We start from the raw sequence: 22104 nt of genomic DNA, 5'->3' as shown, positions 1-22104 counted from the left end.
ATGACCACTTCCTTTAGTTTAAAGCTTCGTTTTCTTTAATATGAAAACCACGAACAAAATCTGACCCAGAAATTGGTTTTTTACCTTGTAACTGTACCTTAGTCAAAATTATTTTTCCACTTTTACATTGAATTACAGGTCCATTATCGCTTACTGCAACTATCGACCCTAAATTATTATTATGTTCATTAATTTCTTCTAAAAGTTCACTTTCCCACACCTTTAACCTTTTATCTCTAACGTAAGTGTATGCTCCTGGCCAAGGATTCAAACCTCGCACCTGATTATAAATTTGTTCTGCCATACTATCTTTAAAGTTTAGTCGTTCATCCACTTTTGTAAGTTTAGGAGCATAAGTAGCTCTACTGTCATCTTGTTTTTTAGCCACAATTTCATCTCTTTTAAATTGTTCTACTGTATCTACTAATAAACTAGGAGCAACATCTAAAATTTTATTAAAGATATTACCAGAATTATCATTTTTATTAATAAGTATTTTTTGGTAGTTTAAAATATCTCCTGCATCCATTTTTTCAGACATCTTCATAATTGTAACACCAGTTATATCTTCACCATTTATAACGGCTCTATGAATAGGTGCAGCTCCACGGTATTTTGGTAAAAGTGAAGCATGTACGTTAATAGCATCATAATTTGGAATCTCTAGGATCTCTCTTGGTAAAATTTGTCCATAAGCCGCTGTTACAATTAGATCTGGATCTAACTCCTTTAATTCATCAATAAAGTTTTGATTTGAAACTTTTTCTGGTTGACATACAGTCAAGCCTAATTCTGTTGCACACTTTTTTACAGGAGGAGGCTGTAAAGCTTTACCCCGTCCTTTCTTTCTATCAGGTTGTGTAATAACCCGTTGAATAGTATTATCAGTTTTTGCAAGTTTTTCTAATATAGGGACAGCAAAATCTGGAGTACCCATAAAAATTATTTTCATGACTCCCACCTCATCTTTATGATTCTTCTCTATAAACGTTTTCAGCTCTATCAATAAAAGTTATACCATCTAAATGATCAATTTCATGTTGTAAAGCACGAGCTAATAGTCCAGATGCTTCAATTATCACTTCTTCACCATTTAAGTCTAAAGCTTGTACTGTTACTTGTCTTGGACGAATAACCTCTCCTTGCAAACCTGGATAACTTAGACACCCTTCAACTGCCTTTTCCTTTTCTTGCGAGCTGTTTGTTATTTCGGGATTAATTAGCTTATATACATCTCCTTCATCTGTATCGACAGTAATTACCCTTTTTGATATACCTATTTGAGGTGCTGCTAAGCCAATCCCATCAGCGTCATACATAGTATCTAACATGTTAGATACTAATTTTTCAATTCTATCATCTATTTTTGTTATTCTTTTAGCAACACGTTTTAATGCAGGGTCATCATTAGTTCTAATAATTTTAATAGCCAATTTCCTCGCCACCTTTCCTAGTTCTCATCTCTACTATAATAGATTAATAGGATCAACGTCTATACTTATTCTTATTATTCCCTGTTCTGTTATGTTATGTTTTTCTTCTAATAAAAAATCTTGCAATTTCTTATCATTAATGAATTTATCCTTTTTAACTTTTACCATAAGATGCCACCTATACTCATCTTTGATTTTTAGTATTGGACATGGGTTAGGACCTAATACTTCGTATTCTTGATCTTCTAGTTTATCAGCTAAATGATCAGCGTAGTTCTCTAAAGCATTTTCTTCGGATGATCTTAAAACTATTCTAATTAGCTGTGAATAAGGTGGATAATTTAACTTTTTTCGCATAGCAAGTTCTTCTTTTGCAAATTTCCTAACATTTTCACCTCTTACTGCTTGAATACTATAATGAGACGGATTATATGATTGTATAACCACATGACCCTTCCCCTCACCTCTACCAGCACGGCCTGAAACTTGGGTTAATAACTGGAAAGTTTTCTCACCTGCACGAAAATCTGGTAGGTTTAATGCAGTATCTGCAGTAATAACTCCTACTAACGACACATTTGGAATATCTAACCCTTTGGTTATCATTTGAGTTCCGATCAGTACTTGTGCCTTTTGGTTTTTAAAATCATCTAATAACTCTTTGTGTGAATTTTTTTTACTTGTAGTGTCTACATCCATTCTAATAGTGCTTAAGTATGGAAAGTACTTTTTAAGTTCTAATTCAATTTTTTGTGTCCCTGTACCGAATTCTTTTATTTTATTACTCTTACAACTAGGGCAATGAGAAGTTACTGGTTCAGTATAATCACAATAATGACACAATAAACGATCAGAAAACTTATGATATGTTAATGTAACTTCACATCTCGGACATGTAATAGTATATCCGCATTCTCTGCATAAAAGAAAGCTAGCATAACCACGCCTATTTAAAAATAAAATAACTTGTTTATCTAAATCAGTATTTCGTTTTATTTCATCTAACAAGGTTTTACTAAAAATTGATTTATTACCTCTTTGAAATTCACTTTTCATGTCTATTAAGGTTATATCAGGTAAAGTTGCGTCTGTAGCTCGTTTAGAAAGTTCAGCTAGCTGGTACTTATTTTCTTTGACTTTATAAATACTTTCCATAGAAGGAGTTGCACTCCCTAAAATCAATGAACTATCAGTCATTTCACATCTTTTCTCTGCTACGCTGCGCACATGATACCTCGGAATTTCTCCTTGCTTATACGAGTTTTCGTGTTCCTCATCAATTATAACTAACCCTAAATTTTTGCAAGGAGCGAAGATAGCAGAGCGTGGGCCAACTACAATTTTCGCTTTTCCTCGAAGAACCTTTTCCCATTGATCGAATCTTTCTCCTGTACTTAACCTACTATGAATTACTGCTACTTTATCACCGAATCTACCTACAAAACGTGCAATAGTTTGAGGTGTAAGTGATATTTCAGGTATCAGTACAATCGTGTCTTTGTTGTTTTTGAGTACTTCTTCAATTACTTGAAGATACACTTCAGTCTTACCACTACCTGTCACTCCAAAAAGTAAAGTAGGAATTTTATCTCTAGAATGTAGCTGATCTTTAATCAATTTTAGCACAGTTTTTTGAGCGTGTGTAGGTTCTTTATAAGCATAATGAGCCACTTTGTCATAGGAAATAGGCTCACGATAAACCCTTTTTTTATTTACTGTTATAACACCTTTTTCTTGTAAAGACTTTACAGGGGCTTCTGTGCAATTTGCTTTTTGTAATAATTCATTCCATTTTAAAACATTTTCTTCTTGCAAAATTTCACATACATTTTTCTGCTTACTCGCTTTTTTTGAAATTGAATCAGCCATTTCTTTATCAGTTAATTCAACATATTTTTCATATGCGGGATTTATACCTAATTTAACTCCTTTAGGTAACATTGTATTAACTACCTTTGAAAGTGAGCAAAGATAATATTGACTCATCCAATTTGCAAGCTTTAATAGATCATTAGTTAAAACTGGTGTGTCAAAGACAACTCCAACTATATCTTTTAACTTTTCTTTTGGAAAATCAATCTTAATAACTTCCTCCACAACAAGAGCAAGTAATCTTCTCTTACCAAACGGAACTTTTACTAATACTCCTTCTATTATTTTGTCTAGGTATTTTTCTGGTACTCTATAGGTGAATTTACGATCTAATTCATCTGAAACGATGTCTAATATAATAACATTACAATATTTCACATTATACACCCTCCCCAAAAAGGGATTATTTCTATAAATTAACCGACCTAATAAGGTCGGTCACTGTAAATACAATTTTCTATTTCATCAACTATAATATCCCCTAGTCTAGTTTTAGACATAGTAGGTAATTCTTTAATTTCACCACTTAGAAACAGAATTTTAACTGTATTTACATCTGTTTCAAAGCCAGCATTTTTTGCTGAGATATCATTTACTATTAACATATCAGTATTTTTGTTTTTCATTTTTTTCTTAGCATTTTTAAGTATATCATCAGTCTCAGCTGCAAAACCCACTACTATTTGCCCATCTTTATTTTTTCCCACTTCTTTTAAAATATCTGGATTTTTGACTAGTGATAATTGATAATCATCATTTACGTCATCTTTTTTTAATTTAGACGAAAATTTAGTACTTGGTCGATAATCACTTACAGCAGCTGTTTTAACTACAATATGAGCTTTATTTAAATTTTCCATAACTTGATCATACATCTCTTTTGTAGATGTAACATTAACAACTTCAGCAAATTGTGGAGGGGTTAGATTAGTAGGTGCAGTAATTAATATAACATGTGCACCCTTTTTAGTAGCTGCCTCAGCAACAGCATACCCCATCTTACCAGTACTTGGATTTGATAAATACCTAACTGGATCTATTTGTTCACGAGTTGCTCCGGCAGTAACCAATATAGTTTTACCTTTTAAAGGTTGATCAGCTTGTACATTAAATTGATATTCTATCTGATCAAATATTTTATCTATTGAGGCTAATTTCCCCCTACCAGTATCCCCACAAGCTAATTGTCCTGAATCTGGTGATATGAAATTATATCCATAGTTACTTAAAGTTTCTAAATTTTTTTGTATTGATGGATGTTCATACATAGCCGTATTCATTGCTGGGGCAATAATACAATGCGCTTTTGTTGCAAGTAATGTTGTAGTAACAAAATCGTCACAAATTCCACAAGCCAATTTACTTATAATATTGGCTGTTGCTGGGCAAACAACTACCAAGTCTGCCCACTTTGCTAAGCTAATATGTTCTACATCCCAATGCGTAGTTCTAGAAAACATTTCAGATATAACTGGATTTTGAGTTACTGTTTCAAAAGTCAATGGTGTAACAAACTCTTTAGCCGATTTTGTCATCATAACTTTAATATTATAACCATTTTTTCTTAGTTGACTACATAGTTCTATAGATTTATAAGCCGCAATTCCTCCTGAAACAGCCAATAAAATATTACCCTTAGATTTTTTGTCACTCATGACATTCACTCACTTTTATCTAGTAATATTGATTTTGTCTCTATCAAGTTCTTTAAGAGCAACTGTTACACTTTTTTGCGAATTACTATGAACAAGTGCTTCAGAGTTATCAGTAATATCGCGGGCTCTTTTCGCGACTCCTATTACTAAAGAATATTTACTATCTACTTTTTTAATTAGATTGTCAATATCTAAATTATTCACCATTAATCACCTCTTTAACAAGTGTTTCGCCTACCCTGTCAACATTACACTTTTCAGCAGATATCACTGAATAAATCCAATCTGCTGTTTGCTGTATGTCAGTGTTGATAATAGTATAATCATATTGAAAAACTGTATTTATCTCACTTTTTGCAGCTTCTAATCGTTTAGACATTGCATCATCATCTTCTGTTCCTCTCTTTTTAATTCGATGACGCAACTCTTGTAATGATGGAGGTAATAGAAAAATGAAAACTCCATCAGGTCGCTTCTTTTTAACTTGTAAAGCTCCTTGAATGTCAATTTCTAATACTACATCTTTACCTTGTTCTAATCTTCTATCAACAAAACTTTGAGGGGTTCCATAAAAATTCCCAAATACTTCTGCCCACTCCAAAAGTCCATCATTAGCTATCATTGTTTGAAATTCTTCTTTAGACACAAAATGATAGTTTTCGCCATCTGTTTCTCCAATTCTAGGAGATCTAGTAGTCATAGATATTGAATACTCTAAATTAGAGTAACTTGTAAGTAATTGATCGCATACTGTATTTTTTCCCACTCCAGAAGGTCCCGAAAGAACGACTAGTAATCCTTTTTTTTTCATATTTATTCCCACCCGCTATATAATATTTTAATGCAACTCGTCCTCATCTTCAGTAGTATCAGTGTGTAACCTTTGTTTAACAGTTTCTGGTTGAACCGCAGATAAAATTACATGATCACTGTCAGTAATAACAACGGCCCTTGTTCTTCTGCCATACGTAGCATCAATAAGCATACCTCTATCTCTTCCTTCGGTAACGATTCTTTTAATAGGCGCTGACTCAGGACTTACTATTGCCACTATTCTATTAGCAGATACGATATTTCCGAAACCGATATTAACCAATTTAATTGACACAGCGTTTCCTCCTTTTAGAAATCATTATAATAATAGTATAGCTTATTTGAGGGGAACAATGCAAGTTACTCCCTATTTAACTAACTTATTCTACGTTTTGCACTTGTTCTCTAATTTTTTCTATTGTGCTCTTTGCTTCTATCACTAACTGAGAAATTTCTTCATCATTTGCTTTAGAAGCTATGGTATTTATCTCTCTATTCATTTCTTGAACAATAAAATCTAATTTACGACCAATCGAACCACTTTCTTCTAACACTTCATTCATTTGATTAATATGACTGTTAATACGAACAAGTTCCTCGTCTATATTAGCTTTATCTGAAAGAATTGCTACTTCCTGAAGTATTCTATTTTCATCAATATTTTGATCTTCAATCATTTCTCCCACACGATCTTTTAGTCTTCCTTTTACTTTATCAGTTGACCTATCTTTTAATTGATAAATTTTCGATACTAGATCATTTAAATTATTTTTATGAGTTATAATATCTGCTTTCAGTTTGTCACCTTCTCTTTCTTTCATTGATAGCAATTCATCAAGTGCCTCATTAAGACTAGACTGTATCTTTTGCCACAGCTTACTATCATCAACTTCTTCTCTTTGAAGTATAAACACTTCGGGTAACCTTGAAACGATAGATAGCAATGATCTATCATGTTCTTCTGTCATTTCCTTTAATTCAGTCAAACCTTGTAAATAACTTTCAGCTAATGGTTTATTGAGTTCTGCGTTAGCATGATGCTGCTCAGTAAATTTAATATTAAAACGTATTTCGATCCGTCCTCTTGATATTCTATCTGAAACCATTTTTCTAATACTTTCTTCTAATGAGAATAATTCACGGGGTCCTTTAACTTGAATATCTAAGTATTTATGATTTAAAGTCTTAATTTCAATTTTACCTTCTAATTCAGAGTCAGATAACTTGCTACTCCCAAATCCTGTCATACTGTATACCAAATTAATTTCCTCCTTTATGTAATTTCTTTCTTGCTCAGTTTTAATTGATCAATAATTTCTTTAGACAAATAATCAACATCAAATGTGATCGGTATATCTAAACCAGCTTGTTTGAGATTATACAGCAATTGAACCATATGAGGCAACTCAAGGTTATTTTTTTCAAATATCGCTTTATTAGTTAAAATTTCTTTTGGAGTTTTTTTATCAATGACTTCTCCTTGGTTTAAGATATAGACATAATCAGCTAATTTATAAACTAATTCCACTTGATGAGTTGCTACTATTATAGCAGTTTTTTTATCTTGGTTATACTTGTTCAAGGTTTGTAAGATTTCTTTTTTTGAAATAGGGTCTAACTCAACAAAAGGCTCATCTAATACTAATATTTCAGGTTCCATGACTAAAGCTCCAGCTAATGCAACTTTCCTTTTTTCCCCACCACTCAAATAATGACAAAGTTTATTTAACAAATGTCTTATTCCTAATACATCAGCGATTTCATAAACTTTATTTTTGATAACTTGTTTACTCCACCCATGATTACGAGGTCCAAAAGCTATATCATCATAAACAGTAGGTCCAAGTAATTGTTCTTCTACATGTTGAAACAAAACTCCTAGCTTTTGTGATACTAAATCAGGATTTTTTGCAGGGTTTCTATTCAAGACTTCAATACTACCACTCGTTGGTTCTAATAGGCCCGTTATGTGTGAAAGTAATGTAGTCTTACCAGAACCATTAGACCCTAATATCACTATACGCTCTCCTTGATTTACTATAAAATCTAACCCACATAGGTCAACTTCTGTTTTATCTAAATACTTATGTTTAATACAGCTCACATGAACTACTCTTTTGGTCATAACATCACCGCCAAAAATAAGGTTATTACAGCTGTTATTATACTATATAAATTGTAACTGTAAAAACCTTTTGTAGTACTCCCCATAAACCCTGATCGATAGCCCCTAATAGCCATAATAGCGTAAAGTCGCTCACTCAAATCGACACTTTGTATTATTGACAGGCCTATTGCTGATCCTACATGTTTTAAATTTGTCACTAATTTTTTTGGATTATATCCGCCACGTACTCGCATTGACTTAAAAACCAGATGAAAACGATATAACATTATAAAAAAAACACGATATGTTAGAAAAATTATATCGATTAATAATTGTGGTACTACAGGTTTTAATAAAGCTATAATCTCAGTTATTGGTGCAGTACTAAACAATAATAAAACATTAAATACAGATGCAATTGCTCTGATTATTACTACCCATCCTAATTCATGTGAAAACACCAGTAGGTAAAAACTTGCGAAAATGATTGGATATAAAGTTAGTAATACTAAATATTTTAGACTAATTCTAGTTAGTAATAAATTAATTAATATAATTATTGTTATAAGTAGTAATGAAGATAAAGACTCGCTATAAAAAATTGCAGCAAAATATAAATGAGTTACTAAAAATTTCACCCATGTAGATCTTTTATGTAAAAACGATTCAGTATTTGCTAGATAATCAAAATAGTTTAGTTTCATTTTTTCCTCCCTATTTCACAGGATATCTGATAGAATAGTCAATTAAGTCTGGTTTTACTTTGGTAATATATCTAACAATCAATGAAATGATAATACTTTCTAATATAATTCCACCACTTACGATAGGAAGCACTACTAAAAGAAAAGATATAAAATTATTTGTAAAGTGATCAGTTGACACTGATATCGTTTCATGAGTATGATGTGAACATTCTAAGTGTGCAGCCACTTCTATAGGCATATTCATAGTTGATACTACCCCTACCATCAATACTGTTACTAGTAACAATGCAAAAACTGTTGTAAAAGCAACTCGTTTTACTAAACCAATATTAGACAAAGAATTAAAAATCGTCCTAGCTAAATACACTTCAAATCCAATAATTAAAGTATTAAGTCCTACTACAGTCAACCCTCCATGACCTACTAAAGCAAGAAATAAATTAACTATAAAAGCCGCTATAAATCCCAGGCCACTACCTAAAACTATCCCCGCTAATACTGTCAAATTTAAATGATATGGTATTAGACCTAACGGTATAGACATTCCTAGTAACATTAATGCAGATATAACCGCTGTATGAATAATCTTTTTTTTACTATTTTTATGTTTTTTTACATAATTTATAACTAATCCAAGGACTACAAAACATAAAGCAAATGAAATGAATATCCATATTCCTGGTAAAACTCCGTCTGGAATGTGTAAATGAGTCATCAATACTCCCCCTTTTCTAATGACAATCATGACATAAACCAAAAACTTTAAAACATGAGTAATTACTTTAAAACTTACATGCTCTTTTCAATGAGCTCTTAATTTAACGGACAGAAGTAATTTAAGGCAGTCCCACACCTAGTACATATTGCACGATGTTTATTTTAAGATACAAACAAGTATGTTCTTTGTTCTTCGAAACAAATTCAAGTTCTATATACTGTTGTGAGACTCCGCCATTTATCATGAAGTTTTGTGAAGATTGCCTTAGCAGATAGCGGTTTGTTTAGCGTTTCTAATAAAGAAACTATTTATTTTCGTTGAGTATTTTATATAGCAGTTATTTACAACCCCTATTTGCTTATTTACTGAAGATGTTTTAGATCTGTTAAAAATTATATTTTTTTACCATAAATTTTGTCAAAAAATTCTATCTTTAATTTTGCCATATATAACAGAAAACACAGTAGGAAATAAGGATAGTACAAGTATAGTCATCCAATTCTCTAGATTTAAAGGATGAGTATCAAATATCTGGGCTAATGGCTCTATATATACAACCAGACAAAATAACATAAATGAAGCTATTACTGCCATTATTAATTGTGGATTTTTAATAACCTTCGCTAAAGAAAGTCCACTTCGTACACTTTGACATTCAAAAACATAAATAAGCTGGCTTACTACTAAAGTTGAAAAGCCCATAGTTCTTGCAAAATCTAAATGGTCTGGTTGAAGTTCTAGTGCTCTATAAAATGTAAATATTGTTATCAAGCCGATCAAAAGTCCTCTTCCTAAAATCGTTTTAAAAAGCCCATCCGAAAATACACCTTCTTCAGGATCTCTAGGCTTTCTTTTCATTATATCTGGATCTTTTGGATCTACTCCTAAAGCAATAGCCGGCAATCCATCAGTTACAAGATTAACCCAAAGAATTTGAATAGGCTTTAAAGGTAGCGGTAACCCCATTAACATACCAAATAGCATAGTTAAAATTTCTCCAAAATTACAAGAAAGCAAAAACCTAATAAATTTTCTAATATTATCATATATTCCTCGACCTTCTTCAATAGCAGCTTCTATAGTTGAAAAGTTATCATCAGCTAAGATTAGTTCTGCCGCACCCTTAGTCACATCTGTTCCTGTAACCCCCATTGCAATTCCAATATCAGCTGATTTTACTGCTGGTGCATCATTTACACCATCTCCAGTCATAGCTACAATATTTCCACGATCTTTTAAAGCTGACACTATTCGCAACTTATGTTTAGGTGAAACTCTTGCAAATACTCTAATGTTATTTATCTTTTGATTAAGTTCTCGATCAGATAAACTATCTAATTCTTTACCATCCATCACCTTATTATCGGCATTTTTTGAGAAGAGATTAATCTTTTTTGCAATAGCTATTGCTGTTGCCTTATGGTCACCTGTAATCATAACTGGAGTAACTCCTGCTTTTTTGCATTTTAAAATTGAATCTTTAACCTCTTCTCTAGGTGGATCTAATAACCCCATTAAACCAACGAAAATCAGATCATTTTCAAGGTCTTCTAGCTTTTCATTTTTATTTTTATAATCATCATAACTAATCACTTTATAACCTACTGCTATATTACGCAAAGCTTTATTTGCCATTTCTTCATTTTTTTGCATAATGTTTTCTGTTGTTTTATGGTTTAATTCTCCGTTTTTATTATCAGTTATAATTTTTTTACAACGTGGTACGATTACTTCAGGTGCACCTTTGACAAACATTACAACTTGATTAGAATCATCTTTATAAAAGACACTCATTCTTTTTCTGTTGGAGTCAAATTGAATCTCATCTAAGTAAGTTATATCAGAAAAACTTAGTGGTGTAATATTATAATCTACAGCTGCTTGCAATAATGCTTTTTCTGTTGGTTCACCTCTAACTATTCCTTGTTCTTTTGTATAAAGAGTATTATTACATAAAGCAACAATTTGAAAACATAAGTTTAAATCTTTATTTTTCTTTGGCGAAACTTTTTTATGATTTGATGAGATAAAAGAGTGTCCATTATTCGTATTATTATGATAATGTAGAAGAGGAGTGTAAATTTCATCAACAATCATTTTATTTGTAGTTAAAGTTCCTGTCTTATCCGAACATATCACCGTTGCACAGCCTAAAGTTTCAACTGCTGGAAGTTTTCGTACTAGTGCATTTTTTTTCATCATCTTTTGTACACCAACCGCTAATGCTATTGTAACTACAGCAGGAAGTCCTTCAGGAATAGCAGCCACTGCTAAACTTACTCCAGCCATAAACATTTTATAGATCGGTTCTCCTCGTAAAACACCTAAAAAAGCAACAGCTATACATACTAATAAACAGATAGTAACTAATACTTTCCCTAAATTTGCCAACCTCTTTTGTAGGGGTGTTTCAACTTGTTGATTTTCATCAGCTAACATATGAGCTATCTGGCCCATTTCAGTCTCCATGCCAATATCTGTTACAATTCCAGTTGCAGAACCTTTAGTGACCATTGTTCCCATAAAGGCCATGTTATTGATATCTCCAATAGAATCAGGAGTAGAACTTAATCTATCTTCATGTTTTTTAACTGGTAAGGATTCACCTGTTAAGCTAGATTCTACTATCTCTAAGTTTCTTGTTTTATTTAATCGAATATCAGCTGGGACACGATCTCCAGATTCTAAATAAACAATGTCACCAGGAACAATTTCAGAAGCGGGGATTTCAGTAATCTCTCCATCTCTAATTACTTTAGCTTCTGGGGCAGTTAACTCTTTTAGTGCTTGAAGAGACTTTTCAGCCTTAAACTCCTGATAAAAACCTAATATAGCATTTAGTACTACAATAGCAATTATTGTTATCGCGTCTGTATATTCACCTAAAAGCCCTGAAACTGTGGTTGCTGCAAGCAAAACTAACACCATAAAATCCCTGAATTGATCTAAAAGCACTTCCCACCAGTTAAATGTTTCATCTGCCTTTAAACTATTTTCACCATAGTCTTTTTGTCTTTTAGAGACTTCACGATAAGATAATCCCCTTTTAATACTGGTTGATAGTTCAGCTTCAGTTTCTTCTGATGATTTAATGTAAAAAGACAATATATGCCCCCCCTTTTTTCATTAATGGGACTACTACTGATAATGTTTATTACAATAAATCTAAAATAATACTTTTATTGCAATAAAAGTATACAAAATTTGACCTGATATTTTTTTACCCTTATACTTTAACTGGCAATATAATTTTTACATAAACAGGAGTGAGATAAATGCCAATTGATGGTTTCTTTATAAAAGGTTTAGTATCAGAGCTTAAGCAAATAGAAAATGGTCGCATTGATCGAATTCACCAACCTACGAAAAATTCCCTAAAGATACAAATCTATAGTAAATCTGGAAAAAAGACATTATTATTAAGTGCAAATTCTAAATCTAGCAGTGTACATTTTACTAATAAATCTATGGAGAACCCACCAACTCCACCACCATTTTGTATGTTATTAAGGAAATTTTTAATTGGAGGTAAAATAACTAATATATCTCAATATGAAAATGATCGTATCATAGACTTTCATATAAAAAGAACCGATGAGTTTGATCTAACTAAAGAATTTATGTTGCCATGTGAACTGACTGGAAAGCACAGTAACATAGTTATAGTTAATAAAGGTACAAATCGAATTCTAGATGGAATTAAGCGAATTCAACGAGAACTCTCTGATGAAAGAGAAATTATTCCTGGAGTGCTGTTTGAAAGACCACCAAAGCAAAACAAACTAAATCCTTTTGATATAACTAATAATGAGCTTAAAAAACTTCTACAAAACACTTCTATCGAAGATGATTATGAAAAAATATTTTTTGAGAACTTTCAAGGTGTTAGTCCTCTTCTCTCAAAAAAAATAGTTAAAAAAAGTGGTTTTTTTAGTACTCAAGATTATAATGACCTTATTTCATACTGGAGTTCTACTAAAGAAAAGTTAATGTCACAAAATTACACTCCGATTCTGATAAAAGATGAAAAATTTGATGAAATAAAGGACATCTATTGGGATAAAAGTCTATTTGATAATGTTAAAACAATTGAATATAGCTCATTAAATGATGCAACCGATGATTATTTTTACTATAAGGAACGAAAAGAACTTACACATCAATTACAAACAAATTTAAAAAAGAAAGTAAACCAAGCATTAAAAAAGGCAAAAAAGAAATTTAAAAAACAAAAGAAGGAATATGAGAATTCGGAAGAAGGAAGTATATATAAAATTTATGGTGAGCTACTCAGTGCTAATTATCACCTATTAGCAAATGCCCATAGTAATGAGGTTTCAGTGTATAATTTCTATCAAGATCCACCTGAAGAGATAAGTATTCCTATTGATTCAAGCAAAACACCTGGAGAAAATATTGAAAATTACTTTAATAAATTTAAAAAAAGCACAAATAGAGTAGAAAAATTGGGTAAAGAAATAAAAATTACTAAAAATGAAATCAAATACCTTGAAGGATTAGTTTTTCAAATCGATGAAGCTAAAACATTAGAAGAGTTAGAAACTATTAAATTAGAAGCTATTCAGGAAGGCTATATTAAAAGAGAAAAAACACAAAAGAAAAAGAAAGAAACACAAAAAGATGACTATATTCGTTATTACTCTCAGGATGGTTATTTAATATTAGTAGGTAAAAACAACAAACAAAATGACTCTCTAACTTTAAAAGAAACTTCTAAAAATGATATTTGGTTACACACTAAAGAAATAGCAGGTTCACACGTAATTATTAAAGGTAACAATATACCAGAGAGTACTTTAAGTGAAGCAGCTAATATAGCTGCTTATCATTCAAAAGCAAGACATTCTGAAAATGTCCCAGTTGATTATACCTATGTTAAACATGTCAGAAAGCCAAAAGGTGCTAAACCTGGTATGGTATTTTACGAGAATTACAAAACTATCTATGCAAACCCTTATGAATTAGAACAAAATGAGAGCTAAAAAAGCCACCCTTTAGGTGGCTTTTTTAGCTTCTTTTAATATATCTTTCATGTCGTTAGGTAACGGGGCTCTAAAAAACATTTCCCTTTCATATTTAGGGTGATTAAAGCTTAATGAAAAGGAATGTAGTGCCTGTCCTTCTATTTGTTGTGTTAACGATTTACTAGTTCCATATACAGGATCACCTACTAAAGGATAACCTAAATGACTCATATGCACTCTAATTTGATGAGTCCTACCGGTCTCTAACTGTATTTTTAAAAGAGTCATATTTGAAAAACTATTCAAAACTCTAACACGTGTTACTGCTCTTTTACCACTTGGTTGTACAGACATCTTTTTTCTATTTCTGCTATCTCTAGCTATTGGTAGATCAATTGTTGCTTTATCATTTGGAAAATTTCCAGATACTAGAGCTAAATAAGTTCTTTTAATATCACGGTTTTGCAGGTCTCTAGATAATATTTGATGTACATAGTCATTTTTTGCAACTACCAATAATCCAGAGGTGTCTTTATCTAATCTATGGACTATTCCTGGACGTTCTTTTGATGTCCCCTCAGAAAGGTTTTCACAATGAAATAAAAGAGCATTTACTAATGTCCCTTGATGATTACCTGCGCCTGGATGAACTACCATACCTCTTTCTTTATTGACAACTAACACATCTTCATCTTCATAAACTATATCAATTGGTATATTCTCTGGTTTCACATTTATATCATCAGCACACGTCTCAAAGTTAACTATGATTTCATCACCGGTTTTCACTTCATATCTAGGTTTTTTATGGTGACCATTAACCTGAACTAATTCTTTTATAATCAATTCCTTTGCTTTTGATCTACTAAGTTGTGAAACTCGTTCACTAATAATAAGGTCTAGTCTTTTTTGACTATCTTCTTGTTGACATTGAAACTTAGTTTCCTCCAAATTACTTCCCCTTTCCTACACAATGTTTTAAAACAAGTCATCTGTCTCTTTATAAGAAAAAAGTATAAAATATACTAAAATCGATACACCCATTACAATAGCTACATCAGCAACATTAAAAATCGGCCACACTCTAAAATCAAAGAAATCCACCACATAACCTGTTCTAATTCTATCTATTAAATTACCAACAGCACCACCAAACTGAAGTGCTAAAGCGAATTTTACAAGCTTATAATTATCATTTAGCTTATAAAAAAGATAAAGAATTACTAGTAGTAAACCTATTGTCATTATAATGAAAAAAGTAGTTCTATGGGCTAAAATTCCAAATGCTGCTCCTGGATTAACTGAATATGTAAGATGAAAAACATTATCAATAATTGGAATACTCTGACCTAATTCCATATTTGTTTTAATATACCATTTACTAATCTGATCAATAGCTATAATTAAAAAAATCAAAATGAAAAGCCCCACTAACACCAATCCCTCCTACAATCTTTTTATACCCTCTTAATTTTAGCACAATGTTATTATATTGACAATTTTATTCTTCTCTACGCCTCCTATATCTCTTTCTCTTTTTAAATCTCATAGGATCAATATTAGGATCTTGCATTTCAGGATCTTCAGTAGAAAAACTATCTATCTTATCGACCGACCCATGAGCTTCTTGTGGGAAATCATAATCCTCTTCTGTTTCGTCGGCACTACCCATTCTTTCTAATTTCTGCCATGTATCCTCTTTATCAAAATATGTATAGTTATTTGGATCATTTGTAGTTCTCATTTGTTCTATATGGGTTTCATCTTCAAAGTAAGGAAAATCTTTGCTATCTTGCTCTTGATCTTGTGCACATTCAACACAATATCTAGTATATGGTACTGTCTCTAATCTTTCTAGAGATATCTCTTCATCACAACATTCACAACTACCATATTCACCTGACTCTATCTTATCTAATGCTCTATTAACTTCCTGTAACCTTTCTCTATTAACATTAGACATAGTTATATCTTTTTCCATCTCATATTGTTCTGATGCTAGATCACCTGGGTGATTATCATGACTAGAAAGTTCTGAAGTTGTCTCTCTCAATTCTTCTTGACGTTCTGTATTATCTTCATATTGGTTTTTAAGCTTCTCTTTTAAATTTAATAATTGATTTTCGAAATATTTTAATTCTCGATCTGTCATTGAATTGTACCTCCTTTTAGAGATGTTTTTGTACTATTTTTACAATCTCTGCTATAAAATCTCCGATAACAGGAAGATTTAATACAACCAATTGTTGTAAAAAGTAGATTAAAAGAGCACCTAAAATAGTTACACCAACTGAAAATCCTAAACCTCGAGCTACTCCCCCTAAAAAGTTAATCCAAAAAAAACGAATTGGACTATTTAGCAATTGCATATATTCTGATAATTTAAATCTTTCTAATTTATCTAAAAGTTCAGCGGTTTGTTCAACCAGTTTTTCTTGTAATTTATTATCGTTATTTTTCATTATTTCATCCCCCTTATTAATTTAACCAGCTTTTTAATAATTATTTTATGTGTTAATAAATGTTAAAAACCCCCTGAAAAATTTTTCAGGGGGTATAAATAAATGAGAGCTAGTCTTCAGATATAACTGAATCACATCTAGGACAAAGTTCTCCATCTTCTGATATCATACTATGATAGTTCCAACAACGTGGACATTTTTCTCCTTCAGCATTTTCAATAACAATAGTTACTCCATCTTCTGTAGTTTCTACTAATAATGCTTCTTTTATTTCATCTTCATTAGCCGAATCCTCTTCGTTTAGCTCTCCTTGAGATACAATAAAGAGTTCAGCAAGGCTTTTTGAAAAAGGCTGTAATTTCTCTTGTTTTTCTTCAGGTGCATAAATCTTAACTTTAGCCTCTAAAGGACTACCAATTTTTTTGTCTCTTCTTACACTCTCTAATGCTTTTGCTACTTCTTTTCTAAATTCTAAGAAATATTCCCATTGCTCTTCTAATTTATGATCAACAAACTTTTCATTCACTTGAGGCCAATCAGCTAATTGCACTGACTCTTTATTTTCACCTGGCATATGTGACCAAATTTCTTCACTCGTAAATGTTAATACAGGTGCTAGTAATCGAACAAGAGCATCTAAAATATAATACATTGTAGTTTGTCCTGCTTTTCGTTCAGTTGAGTTTTCAGGCATAGTATAAATTCGATCTTTTATGACATCTAAATAAAATTGACTTAACTCAACTACACAAAAGTTATGCACCATATGATAAAATTCATGGAAATCAAATTTATCATATGATTTTGTTGCTTCTTTAATCACATGTTGCAATCGAGATAAAATATATCGATCAACATCTTGTAACTCATCATATGGAACCTGATCAGTTTCTGGCTCAAAATCGTGTAAATTACCTAAGATAAATCTAGCTGTATTTCTGATTTTTCGATAGCCTTCTGTTATTTGTTTTAAAATGTTCTCTGAAACTCTAACATCATGCTTGAATTCACTTGAAGCAACCCAAAGTCTGAGTATATCAGATCCAAACCTATCAATAATTTCTTTAGGTGCTATTACATTACCCATAGATTTACTCATCTTCTTACCTTCTCCATCAACTACCCAGCCATTAGTTAGAACTGTGCGATAAGGTGAATTACCTTTAGTTGCTACAGCCGTAAGTAGTGATGACTGGAACCAACCACGATATTGGTCACTTCCTTCTAAATAAAGGTCAACAGGCCATGTAAGTTCTTCACGCTGTTCACAAACTGCTTTATGAGTTGAGCCAGAGTCAAACCAAACATCCATTATATCTGTTTCTTTTGTAAAATTCTCATGTCCACACTCACATTTAATTTCATCTGATAAAATTTCATCAGCTTCTTTTTCGAACCAGGCATCAGAACCTTCTTTACCAAAGAGATCAGCAACAATAGAAATACTTTCTTCTGTAATAAGCTCTTTACCACAATCTTTACAGTAAAAAATCGGAATAGGTACTCCCCAAACACGTTGTCTTGAAATACACCAGTCATCTCGGTTATTAACCATATTTCTTATTCTTTCTTCTCCCCATTCAGGTACCCACTTAACGTCATTTATAGAATCTAAAGCTTGTTTTCTAAATCCATCTACAGACGCAAACCATTGCTCTGTTGCACGAAAGATAACTGATTTTTTACAACGCCAACAACCTGGATATTGGTGTGTAACAAAGCTAAGGGATAATAAATAACCTTTTTCTTCTAGAGCTTTCGTAACAGCTTTATTAGCTTTGTCATAATACAGTCCAGCAAATTGTCCGGCCTCATCTGTAAATACTCCACTTTCATTAATTGGTGAAAACACCTCTAAATCATACTTTTTACTTATTTCATAGTCCTCTTGCCCATGTCCAGGAGCTGTATGAACACAACCAGTACCTTGTTCTAATGTTACATGATCACCTAGGATTAATAATGATTCACGCTCAAACAGAGGATGCTGACATTTTAATCCTTCAAGTTCTTCACCTAAAAATTCTTCTTTTATTTCATAGTCTGATACTTGAATTTTTTCCATTACATCTTCAACTAATTCTGAGGCAAGCAGATATTTTCTCTCTTCTACTTCTACAAGAGAATACTTGAATTCAGGATGTAAAGATATCGCCATATTTGCTGGAATTGTCCAAGGAGTTGTAGTCCAGATCATTACCTCAACTTCTTCTTCTTTAAGCTTTCCTTTTCCATCTTTGATAGTAAAACCAACATAAATTGATGGAGATCGTTTGTCTTGGTATTCCACCTCTGCTTCCGCTAAAGCTGTTTCACAATCAGTACACCAATAGACTGGTTTTTTACCTTTGTAAATATAACCCTCCTGCGCCATTTTACCAAATAATTTGACCTGTTCTGCTTCAAATTCTGGAGAAAGAGTTAAATAAGGATTTTCCCAGTCTCCACGTACACCTAGACGCTTAAACTGTTCTCGTTGAATATCAACATATTTTAACGCGTATTCACGACACTTTCTTCTAAATTCGACATTTGAAAGTTTTTTACGGTTAACTTTCTTCTTTTTTGTAATCTGGTGTTCAATAGGAAGTCCATGAGTATCCCAACCGGGTACATAAGGTGAATCATAACCTTGCATTGTTTTAAACTTAACTACTATATCTTTTAATACTTTATTTAATGCATGCCCCATATGGATATCACCATTTGCATATGGAGGTCCATCATGTAACACATATTTAGGTTTACCTTTTTTATGTTCTAATACTTTATTGTAAATATTTTCTTGTTCCCATTTACTAAGAATTTCAGGCTCTCGCTGTGGTAATTTAGCTTTCATTGGAAAATCTGTTTTAGGTAAGTTTAAAGTATCTTTGTAACTCATTGTTAACCACCCTCCTATTTTTATTAAATAACAAAAAAGCACGCCCCTCTAGGGGCGAGCTTATCCCGCGGTACCACCCTAGTACTGGAAATTTTACCAGCACTTTAAGCAGTTAACGCCTGCTTAACGCTTTAAGCTACTAAAATTCACTTAAAGAGCTCTGGGATGATCTTCGCCTATTTTAAATCACCAGTTCTCAGCCACCTGGCTCTCTGTAGATTTTAAAAAAAGGCTACTCTTCCCTTCATAGCTATTATCCATCAAGATATTTTTATAAATTATAGCATATTCAAAAATTCCGTGCAATAATATTACATATCCTTTTAAGAGTCACCTTGTTCCTCACTAGTAAATTCATTAGAGTCAGCTGTTTCTACTGAATAATCCTCCTGATAATCAACATCATTCTCTTGCAAATTATCTGATTCTAGTAATTCTAGCTGTGTCTCTAACATCGACTTAAATCGAGCTTTATATGTTTTTTCTTGTTTTTTAAGTTCTTCTATTTCAGATTTTATTCTACTAACTTGGTTATTAGCTTCTTCAATTTTCTTATTTGCATCGCTCTCAGCTTCACGTTTAATTAACTCTGCTTCTTTTTGTGCACTTTCCTTTACTTCCTCTGCAGTTTCTTGAGCTACAATTATTGCATTATGCAAAGTTTCTTCCATTTTTTGATAATGTTCTATTTTATTATTTAATTTCTCTACCTCATCTTTTAGTTCTATATTTTTCTTAATTATACTTTCGTAATCTTTTACTACTTGATCTAAAAACTCATTAACTTCATCTGGATTATAACCACGGATACCTTTGGAAAATTCTTTATTATGTATATCTAAAGGAGTTAAAGTCATCATTACACCTCCTATGGATGAAAATTATTTATAGCGTCTTAATCTGACATGCCTCCTTCCTTTTCGACTTTTCCCGCCAACTTCTGCTACTTCAACCCTTCCCTTTCCTCGAAGTGAAATAACATCACAGGTGTTTACAGTAGTTTTAGGATCAGATGTTGGTTTCCAATTAATTTTTACTCTTTCTGCTTTTATAAGTTGATTCATTTTACTTCTTGATGCTCCAAATCCTATACTTGAAACTGCATCTAACCTTAAACTTGATACTGTACCTGTTATTTCTTTTGTAAATTCTTCCTTAGGTAGTTTTAACTCATCATCAGCAACATAAATTGATACACTTGTATTCTTAATTTGAACTAGATTATCACATATAAATTGTGAGATCTCTCTATCAACAGCTAAAAAAACTTTATTATTTTCCATAAACAACTGAATATCACCGATTTTTTCTCTTTTTAAACCTAGACCTAATACTGCTCCTAATACATCCCTGTGTGAAACCTTTTCAAACTCAAACCGAACTTGTATCTCCAAAACTTCTATTCCTAGATCTTTTTCTGTAATATTCCATACTTTTGGAAAAATCCCTACTTTTTTACGTTCACTACTATCAAACCCTCCATGAAATACTGCAGAAATATCTGCAAAGCTATTAATGATTCTCTCAGCAATATCCACTTGATGTGGATCCAAAAAATCAGTGATTTCTAATTTTTGCTGCTCAAAAACCTTATTTGCCTTATCATATACTTTACTTGCAGTTTCTTTATCAACAGGATGGGTATAATGGTTTAAAATTTTATGTTTATCATCTTCCATCTTATGCCTCCTTCTCTAAAGTAAATAACTAAAACTAAACAATATACGCTGTAATAAATTTAATATCAATAAAGCAATTAATGGTGAAAGATCAATATATCCTCCACCTCCAACAGTTATTGGCGACACTAAATTTCGGATTGGAGATAAAAAAGGTTCTGTTATTTTAAATATAAATTTATTTGCGTTAAAAAGAGTCCGATACCTAAAAGGGTCTGGTTTTAAAAAAGAGAAAATAACTCGTAAAATTAGTAAAGTATATATTATTTGAAATAAAAAACCGAATATTCTTGTTACAAACAATTACCTCAACCCCTTTATTCCTCGTTATACTTTTGCTCAAGTTCATACTCACTATTAATAGAACTTATTTCACCTTCAATTTCTATATTTGGTGGTGAAAATAAGAAGATATTTTGACCTATTTTATGTAGGTTGCCATCAAGAGCAAATACCGTCCCACTTACGAAATCAATAAGCTGTTTAGCTGTTTCGACTTCTAAATTTTCTAAGTTAACTATAACTGGGAATCCATTTTTAAGATACTTACCAACCATTTGAGCTTCATCATACTTTTTAGGGGCTAATAAAAAGACTTTAATATTATGTTGGTTAGATGCTTTGTGTAACGGTACTACCTGATTATCTTTATTCTTTCTAGCAACCTTCTTCTTTTTGTTTCTTTCTGAAGTTTCTCGAACTGGTTCAGTTTCTTCTTCTTCAATAATTTCTTCTTCAGTTTCTTCTGCTAGACCTAAAAATACTAACATTTTTTCAAAAAAACTCATG

22 protein-coding genes and 1 other annotated feature are annotated in these 22104 nt (G+C 31.9%); of the genes, 1 reads left to right on the top strand and 21 read right to left on the bottom strand.

Annotated elements, in window-relative coordinates:
- Positions 1–13 precede the first annotated feature (13 nt).
- From fmt to CDO51_RS04595, 12 genes are all read right to left on the bottom strand, one after another.
- Positions 14–952, bottom strand: a complete 939-nt coding sequence (fmt, locus tag CDO51_RS04650) for a methionyl-tRNA formyltransferase (protein ID WP_089023142.1) — start codon at positions 950–952, stop codon at positions 14–16.
- Between the two features lie 16 nt (positions 953–968).
- Positions 969–1433 carry a peptide deformylase gene (gene def, locus CDO51_RS04645; protein WP_089023141.1) on the bottom strand — a complete coding sequence of 155 codons (465 nt, stop codon included), beginning with the start codon at positions 1431–1433 and terminating at the stop codon, positions 969–971.
- Between the two features lie 33 nt (positions 1434–1466).
- A complete protein-coding gene (gene priA, locus CDO51_RS04640; RefSeq protein ID WP_089023140.1) occupies positions 1467–3683 on the bottom strand; it encodes a primosomal protein N' in 2217 nt (738 codons plus the stop codon).
- Positions 3684–3730: 47 nt separating this feature from the next.
- On the bottom strand, positions 3731–4960 hold the full coding sequence (gene coaBC / locus CDO51_RS04635) for a bifunctional phosphopantothenoylcysteine decarboxylase/phosphopantothenate--cysteine ligase CoaBC (RefSeq protein WP_089023139.1): 1230 nt from the start codon (positions 4958–4960) through the stop codon (positions 3731–3733).
- 15 nt (positions 4961–4975) lie between these two features.
- On the bottom strand, positions 4976–5167 hold the full coding sequence (rpoZ, locus tag CDO51_RS04630) for a DNA-directed RNA polymerase subunit omega (protein WP_089023138.1): 192 nt from the start codon (positions 5165–5167) through the stop codon (positions 4976–4978).
- Entirely contained in the window at positions 5157–5771 is a 615-nt protein-coding gene (gene gmk, locus CDO51_RS04625) for a guanylate kinase (RefSeq protein ID WP_089023137.1), read from the bottom strand. Before gmk ends, rpoZ begins: the two co-directional genes overlap by 11 nt.
- 27 nt (positions 5772–5798) lie before the next feature.
- Positions 5799–6068, bottom strand: coding sequence for an extracellular matrix/biofilm regulator RemA (gene remA / locus CDO51_RS04620; protein WP_089023136.1), 270 nt, complete (start codon positions 6066–6068; stop codon positions 5799–5801).
- An 85-nt stretch (positions 6069–6153) separates the two neighbouring features.
- Positions 6154–7032, bottom strand: coding sequence for a YicC/YloC family endoribonuclease (locus CDO51_RS04615; RefSeq protein WP_089023135.1), 879 nt, complete (start codon positions 7030–7032; stop codon positions 6154–6156).
- Positions 7033–7046: 14 nt separating this feature from the next.
- Complete coding sequence (locus CDO51_RS04610) at positions 7047–7898, bottom strand: energy-coupling factor ABC transporter ATP-binding protein (protein WP_089023134.1); 852 nt, start codon at positions 7896–7898, stop codon at positions 7047–7049.
- Entirely contained in the window at positions 7895–8584 is a 690-nt protein-coding gene (locus CDO51_RS04605; RefSeq protein WP_089023133.1) for an energy-coupling factor transporter transmembrane component T family protein, read from the bottom strand. The genes CDO51_RS04610 and CDO51_RS04605 overlap by 4 nt, the downstream gene beginning before the upstream one ends.
- Positions 8585–8594: 10 nt before the next feature.
- Positions 8595–9302: an energy-coupling factor ABC transporter permease gene (locus CDO51_RS04600; RefSeq protein ID WP_158212322.1), complete on the bottom strand. Its 708-nt coding sequence runs from the start codon at positions 9300–9302 to the stop codon at positions 8595–8597.
- Positions 9303–9722: 420 nt separating this feature from the next.
- Positions 9723–12410: a calcium-translocating P-type ATPase, SERCA-type gene (locus CDO51_RS04595; RefSeq protein WP_205842105.1), complete on the bottom strand. Its 2688-nt coding sequence runs from the start codon at positions 12408–12410 to the stop codon at positions 9723–9725.
- Between the two features lie 170 nt (positions 12411–12580).
- Here CDO51_RS04595 and CDO51_RS04590 point away from each other — a divergent pair, with 170 nt between their 5' ends.
- A complete protein-coding gene (locus CDO51_RS04590; RefSeq protein WP_089023130.1) occupies positions 12581–14308 on the top strand; it encodes an Rqc2 family fibronectin-binding protein in 1728 nt (575 codons plus the stop codon).
- Positions 14309–14320: 12 nt separating this feature from the next.
- Here the strand turns inward: CDO51_RS04590 and CDO51_RS04585 are convergent, their stop codons facing one another.
- The 9 genes from CDO51_RS04585 to CDO51_RS04545 form a co-directional block, all read right to left on the bottom strand.
- Positions 14321–15241 carry an RluA family pseudouridine synthase gene (locus CDO51_RS04585; protein ID WP_089023129.1) on the bottom strand — a complete coding sequence of 307 codons (921 nt, stop codon included), beginning with the start codon at positions 15239–15241 and terminating at the stop codon, positions 14321–14323.
- Between the two features lie 27 nt (positions 15242–15268).
- Complete coding sequence (gene lspA / locus CDO51_RS04580; RefSeq protein ID WP_089023188.1) at positions 15269–15721, bottom strand: signal peptidase II; 453 nt, start codon at positions 15719–15721, stop codon at positions 15269–15271.
- A 70-nt stretch (positions 15722–15791) separates the two neighbouring features.
- A complete protein-coding gene (locus tag CDO51_RS04575) occupies positions 15792–16442 on the bottom strand; it encodes a TraR/DksA C4-type zinc finger protein (protein WP_089023128.1) in 651 nt (216 codons plus the stop codon).
- A 16-nt stretch (positions 16443–16458) separates the two neighbouring features.
- Entirely contained in the window at positions 16459–16752 is a 294-nt protein-coding gene (locus tag CDO51_RS04570) for a DUF5665 domain-containing protein (RefSeq protein ID WP_240503490.1), read from the bottom strand.
- Positions 16753–16861: 109 nt separating this feature from the next.
- Entirely contained in the window at positions 16862–19636 is a 2775-nt protein-coding gene (gene ileS / locus CDO51_RS04565) for an isoleucine--tRNA ligase (RefSeq protein ID WP_089023126.1), read from the bottom strand.
- A gap of 47 nt (positions 19637–19683) precedes the next feature.
- Positions 19684–19893, bottom strand: a binding site (T-box leader).
- Positions 19894–19959: 66 nt separating this feature from the next.
- On the bottom strand, positions 19960–20493 hold the full coding sequence (locus CDO51_RS04560; protein WP_089023125.1) for a DivIVA domain-containing protein: 534 nt from the start codon (positions 20491–20493) through the stop codon (positions 19960–19962).
- A gap of 24 nt (positions 20494–20517) precedes the next feature.
- Positions 20518–21315 carry a YlmH family RNA-binding protein gene (locus CDO51_RS04555; protein WP_089023124.1) on the bottom strand — a complete coding sequence of 266 codons (798 nt, stop codon included), beginning with the start codon at positions 21313–21315 and terminating at the stop codon, positions 20518–20520.
- A gap of 15 nt (positions 21316–21330) precedes the next feature.
- A complete protein-coding gene (locus CDO51_RS04550) occupies positions 21331–21618 on the bottom strand; it encodes a YggT family protein (protein ID WP_089023123.1) in 288 nt (95 codons plus the stop codon).
- Positions 21619–21632: 14 nt separating this feature from the next.
- Entirely contained in the window at positions 21633–22103 is a 471-nt protein-coding gene (locus CDO51_RS04545; RefSeq protein ID WP_089023122.1) for a cell division protein SepF, read from the bottom strand.
- Between the last annotated feature and the right edge of the window lies 1 nt (position 22104).

Origin of the sequence: Natranaerobius trueperi, from assembly GCF_002216005.1 — a bacterium.
Taxonomy (GTDB): Bacteria; Bacillota; Natranaerobiia; order Natranaerobiales; family Natranaerobiaceae; genus Natranaerobius_A; species Natranaerobius_A trueperi.
This window is presented reverse-complemented; position numbering and strand designations above follow the sequence as displayed.